General features: G+C 65.6%; 13 protein-coding genes. 10 read left to right on the plus strand and 3 right to left on the minus strand.

Going from position 1 to position 14,591, the window contains the following annotated elements; all coding sequences use genetic code 11:
* Nucleotides 1-215: 215 nt before the first annotated feature.
* Complete coding sequence (locus E5P3_RS07260) at nt 216-665, plus strand: OsmC family protein (RefSeq protein WP_162589574.1); 450 nt, start codon at nt 216-218, stop codon at nt 663-665.
* An 18-nt stretch (nt 666-683) separates the two neighbouring features.
* Here the strand turns inward: E5P3_RS07260 and coq7 are convergent, their stop codons facing one another.
* Nucleotides 684-1,313, minus strand: coding sequence for a 2-polyprenyl-3-methyl-6-methoxy-1,4-benzoquinone monooxygenase (coq7, locus tag E5P3_RS07265; RefSeq protein ID WP_162585361.1), 630 nt, complete (start codon nt 1,311-1,313; stop codon nt 684-686).
* Nucleotides 1,314-1,595: 282 nt separating this feature from the next.
* Between coq7 and E5P3_RS07270 the strand changes: the two genes are divergently transcribed.
* From E5P3_RS07270 to E5P3_RS07305, 8 genes are all read left to right on the plus strand, one after another.
* Nucleotides 1,596-2,840, plus strand: a complete 1,245-nt coding sequence (locus E5P3_RS07270; RefSeq protein WP_162585362.1) for a porin — start codon at nt 1,596-1,598, stop codon at nt 2,838-2,840.
* Between the two features lie 231 nt (nt 2,841-3,071).
* The gene (locus E5P3_RS07275) at nt 3,072-4,607 is read left to right on the plus strand and encodes an ABC transporter substrate-binding protein (protein WP_232073031.1); all 1,536 of its coding nucleotides are present in this window, start codon (nt 3,072-3,074) and stop codon (nt 4,605-4,607) included.
* Nucleotides 4,608-4,721: 114 nt separating this feature from the next.
* Complete coding sequence (locus E5P3_RS07280) at nt 4,722-5,702, plus strand: ABC transporter permease (protein ID WP_162585364.1); 981 nt, start codon at nt 4,722-4,724, stop codon at nt 5,700-5,702.
* A gap of 2 nt (nt 5,703-5,704) precedes the next feature.
* The gene (locus E5P3_RS07285) at nt 5,705-6,961 is read left to right on the plus strand and encodes a M20 aminoacylase family protein (RefSeq protein ID WP_162585365.1); all 1,257 of its coding nucleotides are present in this window, start codon (nt 5,705-5,707) and stop codon (nt 6,959-6,961) included.
* Nucleotides 6,962-6,987: 26 nt separating this feature from the next.
* Complete coding sequence (locus tag E5P3_RS07290; protein WP_162585366.1) at nt 6,988-8,586, plus strand: ABC transporter substrate-binding protein; 1,599 nt, start codon at nt 6,988-6,990, stop codon at nt 8,584-8,586.
* 59 nt (nt 8,587-8,645) lie between these two features.
* On the plus strand, nt 8,646-9,557 hold the full coding sequence (locus E5P3_RS07295; RefSeq protein ID WP_162585367.1) for an ABC transporter permease: 912 nt from the start codon (nt 8,646-8,648) through the stop codon (nt 9,555-9,557).
* Nucleotides 9,558-9,575: 18 nt separating this feature from the next.
* Entirely contained in the window at nt 9,576-10,565 is a 990-nt protein-coding gene (locus E5P3_RS07300) for an ABC transporter ATP-binding protein (RefSeq protein ID WP_162585368.1), read from the plus strand.
* Nucleotides 10,562-11,557, plus strand: coding sequence for an ABC transporter ATP-binding protein (locus E5P3_RS07305; protein ID WP_162585369.1), 996 nt, complete (start codon nt 10,562-10,564; stop codon nt 11,555-11,557). The genes E5P3_RS07300 and E5P3_RS07305 overlap by 4 nt, the downstream gene beginning before the upstream one ends.
* A 49-nt stretch (nt 11,558-11,606) precedes the next feature.
* Here E5P3_RS07305 and zwf read toward each other — a convergent pair whose 3' ends face one another.
* Nucleotides 11,607-13,082 (minus strand): glucose-6-phosphate dehydrogenase, encoded by a 1,476-nt coding sequence (zwf, locus tag E5P3_RS07310; RefSeq protein ID WP_162585370.1) that lies wholly within the window; start codon nt 13,080-13,082, stop codon nt 11,607-11,609.
* 137 nt (nt 13,083-13,219) lie between these two features.
* On the opposite strand from zwf, the gene E5P3_RS07315 reads away from it, so the two are divergent.
* On the plus strand, nt 13,220-13,885 hold the full coding sequence (locus E5P3_RS07315) for an HAD-IA family hydrolase (RefSeq protein WP_162585371.1): 666 nt from the start codon (nt 13,220-13,222) through the stop codon (nt 13,883-13,885).
* Here the strand turns inward: E5P3_RS07315 and E5P3_RS07320 are convergent.
* Nucleotides 13,831-14,505, minus strand: coding sequence for a lipocalin family protein (locus tag E5P3_RS07320; protein WP_232073032.1), 675 nt, complete (start codon nt 14,503-14,505; stop codon nt 13,831-13,833). The genes E5P3_RS07315 and E5P3_RS07320 overlap by 55 nt on opposite strands.
* Nucleotides 14,506-14,591 lie beyond the last annotated feature (86 nt).

Raw genomic sequence — 14,591 nt, forward strand, 5'->3', positions numbered from 1 at the left:
GGCTTCAAGAAAAAAGCCCCGGGCCTTGCGGCTCGGGGCTAAATCCACCAATTGGGAGGGTGGAGGAGACAACTGGTACACACGTTTGCGTGTGCGATGAAATAAAGTATATCGACTCTTTGTTGCATTGCAACAAGGGAGTGACTCTTTTCCAACACAAATCGACGCCGGCGTGATTTTCCTTGCCGCGCGTCGTGACTCTGGAGCCTGCAACGATGGAATGCACAGTGAGCTGGACCGGCAGCGCGGGGACGTTATCGGCCATGGGTTTCGTCGCTGAGACCGGCAGCGGCCATGTTCTGATGATGGACGGCGCGCCGGATGCGGCGAAGCCCGAGAACGGCGGCCGGAACCTGGCTGCCCGGCCGATGGAAACGGTGCTGGCCGGCACTGGCGGCTGCACTGCGTACGACGTGGTGCTGATCCTGAAGCGAGGCCGGCATCAGGTCGAGCGCGTCAGCGTGAAGCTGAGCAGCGAGCGAGCAGAAAAAGATCCGAAGGTGTTCACAAAGATCCACATGCACTTCACGGTGGCGGGCAAGGGAATTCCAGCCGCCGCCGTCGAGCGTGCGATCGCCCTGAGCCACGACACCTATTGCTCGGCGAGCGTCATGCTGGCCAAGACGGCCGAGATCACGACCAGCTTCGATCTCATCGAGACCTGAGCGCGGCCCAGCCTCCGCTCAAATGCGATGGGCAACCGTGGTCATCACCCGGGACGCCAGGCGCATCAGGGCCTTGGCTGGTGCCGGGAGTTCCTGTGCGCCGGCGCTCCAGGCCTGTGCGGCATGGCGCGCCTCGTCCAGCTTCATCTGGGTGACCACCGCCCGCGAGGCGGTATCCGCCGCAGGCAGACGGTCGAGGTGGCCGTCCAGATGGGCCTCGACCTGCCGTTCGGTCTCTGCGACGAACCCCAGGCTCAAGGGGTCGCCGAGCCGGCCGGCCACGAGGCCGAGCCCAAAGGCGCCCAGGTACCAGAGCGGATTCAGCGCCGAGGCGTGCGCGCCCAATTGCTCGAGCCGTTGCTGTGTCCAGGCGAGGTGGTCCGTTTCCTCCCGTGCGGCCTCGTCGAAGTGTGCCCGCAGCTTCGGGTCCCGCGTGACCGCCGCCTGCGCCGTATACAAGGCCTGGGCACAGACCTCCCCAACATGATTCACGCGCATCAACGCGCCGGCTTCCCGGCGCTCCGCTTGGCTGAGTTCAATGCCGGGACTGGCGGGCTGCGGCATGGCGCGGGTTGTATGCGGTTTGGCAAACAAGGTACGCAGGGCCGCGTCCGCAGTACCCAGGAAAGCGTCGAGCGAGGGGAGCATGGAGCGATTGGAACCCATGCGCAATAGGTTACTTGCGCAGCAGGCCTTATTCCATATCGTGGGATATTGCAGGCAGTTGGTGCTTTGTTGCACGAGTGCAACGAAACGGCGAAGCGTGCCGCGTTTTCGGGAGAATTGTTTTGCCCAGACGAAGCGGCTCTGGTGCAATAGCGACAACTTCCCAAAAGGAGGTTGGCCCGGGGTCCGGTGGGAGCACAGAAGTGCCAGTCACGGTGAGCCCTTCGCACCGGAGCCCTATGTTTAACCTTGGAGAAACTTGCAATGAAAAAATCTCTAGTTGCCCTGGCTGCTCTGGCTGTTGCCGGTGTTGCCTCGGCGCAGTCGTCCGTGACGCTGTTCGGCGTGGTTGACGCCGCTGTCAGCGGCGTCTCGAACAAGTCGGACAACATCAGCTTCCCGACTTTGGCCAATCCCTTCTACGTGGATAGCGTCAAGACCAGCCGCACCGAACTGCGCAACTCGGGCTACAACTCCAGCCGTCTGGGCTTCCGTGGCACGGAAGACCTCGGTGGTGGCCTGGCTGCCAGCTTCTGGCTCGAAGCCCCCATCAGCAACGACAACGGCCAGGAAGGCATTGCGACCTTCGCACGTCGCTCGACCGTGAGCCTGTCGGGCGGTTTTGGTGAAATTCGTCTGGGCCGTGACTACACCCCGACGTTCTGGAATGACACCGTGTTCGATCCGTTCGGCACCAACGGCGTCGGCACCAACCTGATCAGCACCGCGAACAGCAGCTTCGGCGCCTGGAATGGCGGCGCAACGACGAGCGTCCCCGGCATCACCAACGTGACCGGCAGCAACTATGTTCTCGCCAGCAACACTGTCGGCTACTTCCTGCCCCCGAACCTCGGTGGCTTCTATGGCCAAGTGATGTACGGCTTCCACGAGCGCACCAAGTATGATCCGGGCGCTGCCACGCCGGACGTCTTGAACAGCCAGCGCACCGGTCGTTATGTCGGCGGCCGCTTCGGCTACGCAAACGGCCCGTTGGATGTGGCTGCCTCCTACGGCCAAAGCACCATCGGCGATGACTTCTTCGACGGCATCACGACCAAGGTCAAGACCTTCAACCTCGGCGCTTCCTACGACTTCGGCGTCGTGAAGCTCTTCGGTGAGTACTCGAAGGCCAAGAACGAAGTCGACAACGAAGCCATCTTCTTTACCCCGACGACCGACATCGACCTGAAGGGTTACCTGATTGGCGCGACCGTGCCCGTCGGCCCCGGCCTGATCCGTGTTGCATACTCGGCCGTCAAGTACGACCTGAACGTGCCGGCTACCCTGTTCGGTACCATCGACGATCCGAAGGCCAACAAGTTCGCTATCGGCTACGTGCACAACCTGTCGAAGCGCACGGCTCTGTACGCCACGGTGGCTCGCATTCGCAACAAGAATGGCGCTGGCCTGACCGTGGGTGGCCCGTCCTTCGTGACCTCGTTCGGCGGCTCGGCCTTCCAGCCGAAGACCTCGACGGGTTACGACTTCGGCATCCGTCACGCTTTCTGATCTGAGGCTGGCGCAAGCCAGTTTCGAACGGGAAGTTCTTGAAAGCCGTCCGACGAAAGTCGGGCGGCTTTTTTCTTTCCGGACTTTCGCGACCAGGGATATCCCTCGGGTAGGCGTTCTCCCGTTTCGAAAGCTGGCGTGGCTGTTGCATAGTCCGCGTTTTCACTCTGTGACGGAAGGTTAACCATGGGTTCAAAGCTCGTTTTGTGTCCCGTTGCCCTTGCGGCTGCAATGCTGGTGACGCCCGCGCTGTATGCCAAGACCTTCAAGTGGTCGAGTGCGAGCGACATCCCCACGCTCGATATCCATTCGCAGAACAACGCCCTGGGCAATGGTGTGCATGCGGCCGTCTATGACTCGTTGGTCTACTACAACAGCAAGACCTTCAAGCCCGAGGCGCAGTTGGCGAGCAGTTGGAAGAACGTCTCACCCACACAGGTGCGCTTCACGTTGCGCAGCGGCGTCAAGTTCAGCGACGGGTCCGCGCTCACTGCAGAAGATGTGGTGTATTCGTTGACGCGTGCCATGGCCAAGACCTCCAACTACGCTGTCTATACCCAGGGCATCGACAAGGTGGTCAAGGTCGACGAGAACACGGTCGACATTCTGCTCAAGGGCCCTAATCCGGTGCTGCTCAACCAGCTGACCGAGCTGCGCATCATGAGCAAGGCCTGGGCAGAGAAGAACAGGTCCGTGGAGCCGAAGGACATCAAGACCCCCGAGGAGAGCTACGCGCATCGCAACGCGATGGGCACCGGTCCCTTCATGGTGAAGGAATGGCAGCCGGATCAGCGCCTGGTGCTGGTGAAGAATCCGCACTACTGGGGCAAGAATGATTCGAACGTGACCGAAGTGGTCTATGCCCCCATCAAGCAGGAAGCCACACGTGCCGCCGCGCTGCTTTCCGGCGAGGTCGACTTCGTGCTCGATCCGAGCCCGCAGGACCTGGGCCGCCTGCGGCAGAGCGGCAACCTGAAGGTCATCGACGGAATCGAGAACCGCACCATCTTCTTCGGCATGGACCAGTTCCGTGACGAGCTGCCCGGCTCCAGCGTCAAGGGCAAGAACCCGCTGAAGGACCAGCGGGTGCGCAAGGCTCTCTACCAGGCGATCGACATCGCGAGCCTGAACCGCGTCACCATGCGCGGCCTCAGCCAGCCCACTGGCGCGCTGGTGGCGCCCCAGGTCAACGGCTGGACCGAAGGGGTGCACAAGCGCCATCCCTACGACCCCGAAGCCGCCAAGAACCTGCTCGCCGATGCGGGCTACCCCAGCGGCTTCGAAGTCGATTTCGCCTGCCCGAACAACCGCTACATCAACGATGAGGAGATCTGCCAGGCGGTGACCGCCATGTGGGCGCGCGTCGGCGTCAAGGCCAAGCTGCGGACGTTGCCGCTGGTGACCTACTTCCCGATGATCCAGCGCTACGAGGCCAGCATCTACATGCTCGGGTGGGGCGTGCCGACCTTCGACGCGCTCTACAGCCTGCAGTCGCTGACGCGTTCGGTAGGCAGCGGGGGCGACGGCAACTACAACGTCGGGCGCTACAGCAACCCGAAGATGGACCAGATCGTCGACCGGGTGAAGACGGAGACCGATATCCCCGTGCGTGACCGCCTGCTGACCGAAGCACTGCAGTTGCAGAACGACGACGTCTCGCACATCCCGCTGCACAATCAGATCATCCCCTGGGCGATGAAGAAGAACATCGAGGTGGTCCATCGCGCCGACAACCGGCTCGACTGGCGGCTGATCAAGGTGAATTGATCGCTGGCAGGCCAGCCGGCTTTTCTGTCGAGCTCGAGCGGGCCGCAACCCGGGGAACCACCTCCTGGGCATGCGGCTTGCTCTGCTAGCATCGTTGAACACGTGCCCTGCTGAATGATTGCTTTCATACTGCGCCGCCTGATCCAGGCCGTGATCGTCATGGTCGCGGTCGCTTTCATCGCCTTCCTCCTGTTCCAGTACGTGGGAGATCCGGTGGTGTTCCTGCTCGGTCAGGATGCGACAACCGAGCAGATCCGCGAGTTGCGCTCCGGGCTCGGCCTGGACAAGCCCTTCTTCGTCCAGTTCTGGCATTTCCTGGTCAACGCCTCGCAAGGCGAGTTCGGCCTCAGCCTGCGCCAGGGCAGCAAGGTTTCGCGCCTGATAGGCGAGCGCTTCCCGGCGACCCTGGAGCTGGCGCTGGTCGCCGCCTTCCTGGCCCTGGCGATCGGCGTCCCGATGGGCGTTTATACGGCGCTGCGGCGGGGCACCTTCATGAGCCAGGTGTTCATGATGGTCTCGCTCCTGGGCGTCTCGCTGCCCACCTTCCTGATCGGCATCCTGCTGATCCTGGTCTTCGCTGTGCTGCTCGGCTGGTTTCCCAGCTTCGGGCGCGGCGAGACGGTGCAGTTGGGCTGGTGGAGCACCGGCCTGCTGCGCGCAGACGGCTGGATGCACATCGTGCTGCCGGCGGTGACGCTCGCCATCTTCCAGCTCACGCTGATCATGCGGCTGGTGCGCGCCGAGATGCTGGAGGTCCTACGCACCGACTACATCAAGTTTGCGCGCGCCCGCGGCCTGTCGGACCGGGCCATCCATTTCGGGCACGCGCTCAAGAACACGCTGGTGCCGGTGATGACCATCACCGGCCTGCAGCTCGGCGGCCTGATCGCCTTCGCCATCATCACCGAGTCGGTCTTCCAGTGGCCCGGCATGGGCCTGCTCTTCATCCAGGCCGTCACTTTCGCCGACATTCCGGTGATGGCCGCCTACCTGTGCCTCATCGCGCTGATCTTCGTCGTCATCAACCTGGTCGTGGACCTGCTGTACTTCGTGGTCGATCCGCGACTGCGCATTGGCAGGGCGGGAGGGCACTGACGATGGACAACCCCCGCTACCAGGCCTCGGGACGGCCCTTCGCGCACATCTCGCGATTCCATCCCGAGATCACCGCCTTCCGGCGCGACCTGCACATGCATCCCGAGCTCGGCTTCGAGGAGCTCTACACCTCGGGCCGCGTGCAGGAGTCGCTGCGGGCCTGCGGCGTCGACGAGATTCATCCCGGCATCGGGAAGACCGGCGTGGTCGGCGTGATCCGCGGGCGCTCCACCGCCAGCGGCCGCATGATCGGCCTGCGAGCGGACATGGACGCCCTGCCGATGTGCGAGGACAACGACTTCGGCTGGCGCTCCGCGAAGAAGGGCCTGATGCACGGGTGCGGCCACGACGGCCATACCGCCATGCTGGTCGGCGCCGCGCGCTACCTGGCCGAGACCCGCGACTTCGACGGCACGGCCGTCCTGATCTTCCAGCCTGGCGAGGAGGGCTTCGCCGGCGCGCGCGCAATGATCGAGGACGGCCTGTTCGACCGCTTCCCCGTCAGCGCGGTCTACGCGATGCACAACTGGCCCGGCCTGCCCGCCGGCACGGTAGGCATCAACCGCGGCGCCATGATGGCGGCGGCCGACCGCATCACCATCGAGATCGAAGGCAAGGGCGGCCACGGCGCGCATGCCTACCTCACCGTCGACCCTGTGCTGGTCTCGGCCCACATCATCACCGCGGTGCAGTCCATCGTCTCGCGCAATGTGCGTCCCATCGATGCGGCCGTGATCAGCATCTGCGCCGTGCAGGCCGGCGACCTCGGCGCGATGAGCGTGGTGCCCGGCAAGGCGACGCTGGTGGGCACGGTGCGCACCTTCAGCGTCCGGGTGCAGGCGCAGATCGAGCAGCGGCTGGTGGAGCTGTGCTCCGCCGTTGCGGCCGGTTTCGGCGCGACGGCGCAGGTGAAGTTCGAGCGCATTTACCCCGCCACCATCAACACCGCGCCCGAGGCGATGTTCGCCGGCGATGTCGCGCAATCCCTGGTGGGTGCGCACAACGTCGAGCGCAACATGGAGCCAAGCATGGGCGCCGAGGACTTCTCCTTCATGCTGCAGAAGAAGGCCGGCGCCTATTTGCGTATCGGCCAGGACGCTCGCGGCGGCGCGTTCCTGCACAACAGCCGCTACGACTTCAACGACGAGATCCTGCCGCTCGGTGCCGCTTTGCATGCGGGCCTGATCGAGCAGGGCATGCCCCTGAATGCCGTGGACCGGCCCGCCACCCACAGCGTGGCCGCGTCGGCGGTGTCCTGAGTCTTTCCAACCCGAGGAGTGCTTCCATGAACCTGAGAAACAAGCTGGCCGCGATGGCCGTCATGTCCGCGCTGGGCACGCTCTGCCTGCCGGTAGGCGCGCAGACTATCCGCGTCGCGAACCAGGGGGATGCGCTCTCGCTCGATCCGCATTCGCTCAACGAGTCGCTGCAGCTCTCGGTCGACCTCAACGTGTACGACGCGCTGACCGATCGCAACAAGGATCTGAGCCTCGCGCCCTCTCTGGCCACCTCCTGGCGGCAGACGTCGCCAACGGTGTGGCGCTTCGAACTGCGCAAGAACGTCAAGTTCCACGACGGCACGCCTTTCACCGCCGATGACGTCCTCTTCAGCATCACGCGTGCTGCCGGCGACGGCTCGGACGTGAAGGCCAAGGTGAACGACATCAAGGAAGTGCGCAAGGTCAACGACCACGCGGTCGACATCGAGACCAAGGGGCCGTTCCCCATCCTGCCCGACGTCTTGTCGGACCTCGCGATCATGAGCAAGAAGTGGTGCGAGGAGAACAAGGCCGAGAAACCCGTCGACCGTCGCAAGGGCATCGAGAACACGGCCTCGTTCAAGGCTAATGGCACCGGACCGTTCCGCGTGCGCGAGCGCCAGCCCAATGTTCGAACGGTCTTCGTGCGCAACGGCACCTACTGGGGCAAGATCGACGGCAATGCGCAGGAGGTGATCTTCACCCCCATTGCCAACTCGGCGACGCGCGTGGCGGCCCTGATGTCGGGCGAGATCGACGTGATGGAGCCGGTACCGGTGCAGGACATCGCGCGCATCAATGCCAGCCCCAACGCGCAGGTGGTGGTCGGCCCCGAGCTGCGCACGATTTTCCTGGGCATGGACCAGAAGCGCGACGAGCTGCTGTATTCCAGCGTCAAGGGCAAGAATCCCTTCAAGGACAAGCGCGTGCGCCAGGCGTTCTACCAGGCCATCGACATCACCGGAATCCAGCGCACCGTCATGCGTGGCGCCTCGCGGCCAACGGGACTGATGGTCGGTCCCGGCATCAATGGCTGGACCGAGGCGCAGGACAAGCGCCTGCCGCAGGACGTCGAGGGCGCCAAGAAGCTGCTGGCGGATGCCGGCTATCCGAACGGCTTCGAGGTGACGATGAACTGCCCCAACGACCGCTATGTCAACGACGGGCAGATCTGCCAATCGGTGGCCGCGAATCTCGCGAGGATCGGCGTCAAGATCAATCTCGTGGCCGAGACCAAGGGCACGTATTTCCCCAAGATCCTGCGTCGCGACACCAGCTTCTATCTGCTCGGCTGGACGCCGACCACCTATGACTCGCACAACGCGCTCGACGCACTGATGCGCTGCCCCGACGACAAGACGGGCGACGGCCAGTTCAACCTCGGCTCGTACTGCAACCCCAAGCTCGACGAACTGATCGGAAAGATCAAGTCGAGCACCGACAAGAACGAGCGCATGGCGATGATCCAGGAAGCCTTCAAGATTCATGCGGACGATATCGGGCACCTGCCGTTGCACCAGCAATCATTGGCCTGGGGTGTGAGCAAGAAGGTCGCGCTGACGCAGCGGGCCGACAACTTCATGCCTTTCAAGTGGATGAGCATCCAGGCGCCCGCCAAGCCTTGACGCCGGACGGCACGTGACTCCGAGGGCCTGCGACGCAGGCCCGCTTTTTAGGTCTCCCGATGAAAAAGACACTGGCCCGCTGGCTCGACAGCGACGTCGGCCACAGCTTCCGCACCTCGCCGGTGGCAATGCTCGCCGCGGCGATCGCCTTCGTCTGCGTCTTCTGTTCGGTCTTCGCCGGGTGGGTGTCGCCGCACAACCCCTTCGACCTTGCCGCGCTGGAACTCGGCGATGCGCGCCTGCCGCCCGCCTGGGAGGCCGAGGGCACGACCAAGTACCTGCTGGGTACCGACGACCAGGGCCGCGATATCCTTTCGGCGTTGATCTACGGGGCTCGCATCTCGCTCGTCGTTGGCCTGGTCTCGGTGGTGCTGTCCGTCGTGGTCGGCGTGCTGCTGGGACTGCTGGCCGGCTTCTGGGGCGGATGGCTCGATGCCTTCCTGATGCGCGTGTGCGACGTGATGCTGTCCTTCCCGCCCATCCTGGTCGCGCTGCTGATCGCGGGCGTGGGGCGCGCGCTGTTCCCCAACGCCCACGACACAGTGGCCTTCGGCGTGCTGATCATCTCGATCTCGCTCACCGGGTGGGTGCAGTACGCGCGCACGGTGCGGGGCTCGACCATGGTCGAGCGCAACAAGGAGTACGTGCAGGCGGCGCGCGTGACAGGCGTCGCGCCGCTTCGCATCATGCGCCGGCACGTGCTGCCGAACGTGCTGGGTCCGGTGCTGGTGCTGGCCACCATCCAGGTCGCGACAGCGATCATCACCGAGGCGACGCTGTCCTTCCTGGGCGTCGGCGTCCCACCCACCTCGCCCTCGCTGGGCACCCTGATCCGCGTCGGCAACGACTACCTGTTCTCGGGTGAATGGTGGATCACCGTCTTCCCCGGCCTGATGTTGATCCTGATCGCGCTGAGCGTGAACCTCCTGGGCGACTGGTTGCGCGACGCGCTCAACCCGCGACTGCGCTGAGGACGGGGAGCACACCGAATGAGTCTTCTGCAAGTCCGCAACCTCGTCGTCGAATTCCCGCACCGCCGCGGCACGCTGCGCGCGCTGGACGACATCAGCTTCGAGATCGCGCCGGGCGAGATCCTGGGCGTGGTGGGCGAGTCGGGCGCAGGCAAGTCCCTGACCGGCGCGGCCATCATCGGCCTGCTGGAGCCGCCCGGACGCGTGGCTGCGGGCCAGATCGTGCTGGAAGGTCAGCGCATCGACAACCTGCGCCACGAGGCCATGCGCCATATCCGCGGGCGCAAGATCGGCGCCATCTTCCAGGACCCGCTGACCTCGCTGAACCCGCTCTACACCATCGGGCGGCAGTTGACCGAAACCATCCGAACGCATTTGCCCGTGACCGAGGAGGAGGCGCGCCGGCGCGCCATCGGGCTCCTGCAGGACACCGGCATCCCCGGCGCTGCGCAGCGCATCGACCACTACCCGCACCAGTTCTCCGGCGGCATGCGCCAGCGCGTCGTCATCGCCTTGGCCCTGGCTGCCGAGCCCAAGCTGATCGTCGCGGACGAGCCGACCACCGCGCTGGACGTCTCGATCCAGGCGCAGATCATCACGCTGCTCAAGCGCATCTGCAAGGAGCGCGGCGCGGCGGTGATGCTGATCACCCACGACATGGGCGTGATCGCCGAGACCTGCGACCGTGTGGCCGTGATGTACGCCGGCCGCATCGCCGAGATCGGTCCGGTGCAGGAGGTGATCCACCAACCCGCGCATCCCTACACCTCGGGCCTGATGGCCGCCATCCCCGACATGACGATGGACCGCGAACGCCTCAACCAGATCGACGGCGCCATGCCGCGCCTGAACGCCATCCCGCGCGGCTGCGCCTACAACCCGCGCTGCCCGCGCGTCTTCGACCGCTGCCTGGTCGAGCGGCCCGATCTGCTCAACGCCGGCGCGACACGGGCCGCCTGCTGGCTGCATGACGCGCGCAGCATGTCGATCGACGGGATCGCACGATGAGTGCACCACTGGTGGTCGCCCAGGACCTCGCCAAGGTCTTCGACGTCTCCCCGCCTTGGCTCAACCGCGTGCTCGAGCGCAAGCCGCGCCTTCTGCTGCACGCGGTGGATGGCGTGAGCTTCTCCATCGAGCGCGGCAAGACCCTGGCCCTGGTCGGCGAATCCGGCTGCGGCAAGAGCACCGTCGCGCGCCTGCTCGTGGGCCTGTACGAGCCCACCCGGGGTGGCATGCACTTCGACGGTCAGGACGCCCATGCCGCGTTCAAGAGCGCCGAGGGCCGCAAGCTGCGCCGGCGCATCCAGATGATCTTCCAGGACCCGTACGCCAGCCTCAACCCTCGCTGGCTGGTGGAGGACATCGTGGGCGAACCCTTGCGCGAGCACGAGATCCTGAAGGAAGGTCCCGCGCTCAAGGCACGGGTGGGCGAGCTGCTGCAGTCCGTGGGCCTGAGTCCGCTGGACATGGTCAAGTACCCCCACCAGTTCTCCGGCGGCCAGCGGCAGCGCATCTCGATCGCGCGTGCCCTGGCCACCCAGCCCGAGTTCCTGGTCTGCGACGAGCCCACCTCCGCGCTGGACGTCAGCGTGCAGGCGCAGGTGCTCAACATCATGAAGGACCTGCAGCGCGAGCGCGGCCTGACCTATCTGTTCATCTCCCACAACCTCGCAGTGGTGCGTCATGTCGCCGACCAGGTCGGCGTGATGTACCTGGGGCGACTGGTGGAAGTGGCCGACAAGGCGAGGCTCTTCGCGGCGCCGCAGCACCCCTACACCCGCATGCTGCTGGAGGCCATCCCGAAGATGAAGCACGCCGGCGAGGCGCGCACGCCGGTGCAGGGCGAGGTCCCCAACCCGCTCAACCCACCCACCGGCTGCACCTTCCACCCGCGCTGCCCCCACGCCAACGCTCGCTGCAAGGCCGAGCGGCCGCCGCTGCAGATGCTGCGCGGCGTGCAGGTGGCTTGCCACGCCGTGGAGGAAGGGCGGATCTGAAAGCGGGCATCCGCACGCCGAGGGCCCGAAGGGCGCGAAGGTTCCGTATCTACAGCTCTTCGCTCCAGGCGAACCCGTCGCGCGCGATCATCGCGCTCGATGCGCTGGGGCCCCACGTCCCCGCTGCGTAAGGCCGCGGCGGCCCGTCCGAGGCCCAGCTGTCGATCAGCGGCTCGACCCAGCGCCAGGCTTCCTCCTGCTCGTCGCTGCGCACGAAGAGGTTGAGCCGGCCGTCGATCACGTCGAGCAGCAGGCGCTCGTAGGCGCCCACGCGCTCGGAGCCGAAGCGCTTGTCGAAGTCGAGGTCCAGCTGCACCGGCGCCAGCTGCGGCCCGGCATAGCGGTGGCCGTTGTTGCTGCGCTGGCGGCCGTCCTGCGCCTGGGCGAGCATGTGCAGTTCCAGGCCGTCCTTGGGCTGCAGGTTGATCACCAGCTTGTTGAAGGCGTTGGTGGGCGCCCGGAAGATCGCATGCGGCGTCGGCTTGAAATTGACTGCGATGTGCGCATCGCGCGAGGCCAGCCGCTTGCCGGTGCGGATGTAGAGCGGCACGCCGGCCCAGCGCCAATTGGCGATCTCGGTGCGCAGCGCGACGAAGGTCTCGGTGCGGCTCTCCGTGTCCACGCCCGGCTCGTCGCGGTAGCCCTGCACGCGCTCGCCGTAGGCCGTTCCGGCGGTGTACTGCCCGCGGATCGCGTGCAGCCCGATGGCTTCCGCCGTCCAAGGCTTGAGCGCACGCAGCACCTTGAGCTTCTCGTCGCGTATGGCGTCGGCGTGCGCGTTGATCGGCGGCTCCATGCCGATCGCGCAGACCAGCTGCAGCGCGTGGTTCTGCACCATGTCGCGCAGCGCGCCGGTCTGGTCGTAGAAGGCGCCGCGCTTCTCGACGCCCAGGTCCTCGGCGATAGTGATCTCGATGTTGGCGATGTGCTCGCGGCGCCAGATGGGCTCGAACAGCGCATTGCCGAAGCGCATCGCGAACAGGTTCTGCACCGAGGGCTTGCCGAGGTAGTGGTCGATGCGAAACACCTGGTGCTCCGCCAGCACCTTGCACACCGCCTTGTTGATGGCGCGGTTGGAGGCCAAGTCGTGCCCCAGCGGCTTCTCCAGCACCACGCGGGTCTTAGGGCCGTTGAGCCCGGCTGCGGCGATCTGTTCGACCACCTGGGTAAAGAGGGCGGGGGCGGTGGCGAGGTACATCACGACCGTGCTTGCGTCGCGCTGCGCGAGCAGATCTGCGAGCTTCGCGTAGTCCTGCGTCCTGGAGAGATCCATGCGCTGGTAGTAGAGCAGGGCGGCGAACTTCTTGAACTCCTCGGGAGTTGGCCGCTTGGCGCCTTCGACCGCCTCGAAGCGCGACTGGATCAGCTCGCGATAGCCGTCGTCGGACAGCTCGTCGCGCGCGACCCCGATGATGCGGCCGCCCTCGGGCAGGCTGCCGTGACGAAAGGCCTGGAACAAAGCTGGCATCAGCTTGCGCCAGGTGAGGTCGCCGGTACCGCCGAAAAGGACGAGGTCAAAACTCATGGATGAATCCGTGTTGCCGTGGTGATGCTCAGCGCTCGAAGCCCGTCGGCGAATGTTACCGGAGGCTGTCGCGCCGGCGACTTCGCTTAAGCTTCGGGCTGGTCCCCGGGGCCTTTTTTCTTTTTGGACGAGCAGGCATGAAGAACGTTGTGTTCGATCTCGGCGCCGTGCTGCTGAGCTGGGAGCCGGTGTCGCTGGTGCACGCTGTCTTGGCGCCGCACACACCGACGGCGCAGGCTGCGCATGCGCTGGCGCGCGAGATGTTCCACCACGAAGACTGGCTGGACTTCGACCGCGGCACGCACAGCCTGGAAGACGCCATCGGGCGCATGGCGCTACGGCTGTCGCTTCCCGTGGAGCGGCTCAGCACGACGCTGGCGCCGATGGGCGAGCGCCTGGAGCCGATCGACGTCACCATCGAGCTGCTCGCATCGCTGCGCGCGCGCCGCGATGCCGGCGAGGCGCTGCGGCTCTACTATCTCTCCAACATGCCAGCGCCTTACGCGCGCGTGCTGGAGCAACGCCATGATTTCTTTCGGTGGTTCGACGGCGGCATCTTCTCGGGCGACGTCCGCATGATCAAACCGCAGCCCGAGATCTACGAGCTTCTCGCCGCGCGCTATGGCCTGATGGCGCCCGACACCGTGTTCATCGACGACTCGGCGGCCAACGTGGCGGCGGCACGTGCACTCGGCTGGGAGGCCATCCATTGCGAGGCGCCGAGCGCGCTGCCGTCGCAGCTGGCGGCCTACCTGCCGGTGCGCTCGATCTTGTCGACCTCGAAGCCCAGCGAGCGCGCGTAGTCGAGCTCGGCCTCCAGCGCTTCATCCTCCAGCCGCGGTGCACGCGACAACACCCACAAGTACTTGCGGTCCGGCGTGCCGACCAGGGCCACCTGGTAGTCCCTGTCGAGCTTGAGGATCCAGTAGTCCCCCCAGGCCAGCGGAAGCCAGCGCATCCAGTCGGGTGCAAAGCTCACCTCGAGCCGTCCGGCGCCGGGCTGCCCGGCGACCGGGGCAACACGGGCGATCCCGGCCGATTCCTCGAAACCCCCGTCCGGCCGCATGCAGCGGTTGAGCACCTGCAGCTTGCCGTCCTCCAGCAGCGTGTATTCGGCCGTGGCCGGGCCGGCACAGCGTTTCTCGAAGCGGTTGGGCAGGCGCGCCTGCTCGTGCCACAGGCCCACATACCGCTGGAGGTCCACCGGGGCGACCACCTGCAAGGGCGCGCGCATCAACGGTGCGCCATCGGCCGGGCCGGCGAGGCGCCCGTTTCGCGAGGCGCGGGCGGTCGTGAATGCCAATAGCGTCAGCACGCCACCGACGCAGAAGGCCGTGGCAAGAGTGCCGATGGACGCGCTGTGCACACGGTCGTCGTAAGCGACGCGCTGCGGCGCAGCGGACTGAGTGTGGCGAGAGAACATGGGCATTCCTCCGAGTCGGTCAAAGCCCTGACGGTAGACCGGGGTGGGGGTCGGCCCCGTCAGCCGGGGACCACACGAACTGTAGT

Origin of the sequence: Variovorax sp. RA8 (genome assembly GCF_901827175.1) — a bacterium.
Taxonomy (GTDB): Bacteria; Pseudomonadota; Gammaproteobacteria; order Burkholderiales; family Burkholderiaceae_C; genus Variovorax.

Excerpts from the sequence above, each read along its gene's own strand:
- E5P3_RS07270 (WP_162585362.1), top strand. The coding sequence starts at position 1,596 with ATGAAAAAATCTCTAGTTGCCCTGGCTGCTCTGGCTGTTGCCGGTGTT.
- coq7 (WP_162585361.1), bottom strand. The coding sequence starts at position 1,313 with ATGCTCCCCTCGCTCGACGCTTTCCTGGGTACTGCGGACGCGGCCCTG.
- E5P3_RS07280 (WP_162585364.1), top strand. The coding sequence starts at position 4,722 with ATGATTGCTTTCATACTGCGCCGCCTGATCCAGGCCGTGATCGTCATG.
- E5P3_RS07285 (WP_162585365.1), top strand. The coding sequence starts at position 5,705 with ATGGACAACCCCCGCTACCAGGCCTCGGGACGGCCCTTCGCGCACATC.
- E5P3_RS07300 (WP_162585368.1), top strand. The coding sequence starts at position 9,576 with ATGAGTCTTCTGCAAGTCCGCAACCTCGTCGTCGAATTCCCGCACCGC.
- E5P3_RS07305 (WP_162585369.1), top strand. The coding sequence starts at position 10,562 with ATGAGTGCACCACTGGTGGTCGCCCAGGACCTCGCCAAGGTCTTCGAC.
- E5P3_RS07290 (WP_162585366.1), top strand. The coding sequence starts at position 6,988 with ATGAACCTGAGAAACAAGCTGGCCGCGATGGCCGTCATGTCCGCGCTG.
- E5P3_RS07315 (WP_162585371.1), top strand. The coding sequence starts at position 13,220 with ATGAAGAACGTTGTGTTCGATCTCGGCGCCGTGCTGCTGAGCTGGGAG.
- E5P3_RS07320 (WP_232073032.1), bottom strand. The coding sequence starts at position 14,505 with ATGTTCTCTCGCCACACTCAGTCCGCTGCGCCGCAGCGCGTCGCTTAC.
- E5P3_RS07260 (WP_162589574.1), top strand. The coding sequence starts at position 216 with ATGGAATGCACAGTGAGCTGGACCGGCAGCGCGGGGACGTTATCGGCC.
- E5P3_RS07275 (WP_232073031.1), top strand. The coding sequence starts at position 3,072 with ATGCTGGTGACGCCCGCGCTGTATGCCAAGACCTTCAAGTGGTCGAGT.
- E5P3_RS07295 (WP_162585367.1), top strand. The coding sequence starts at position 8,646 with ATGAAAAAGACACTGGCCCGCTGGCTCGACAGCGACGTCGGCCACAGC.
- zwf (WP_162585370.1), bottom strand. The coding sequence starts at position 13,082 with ATGAGTTTTGACCTCGTCCTTTTCGGCGGTACCGGCGACCTCACCTGG.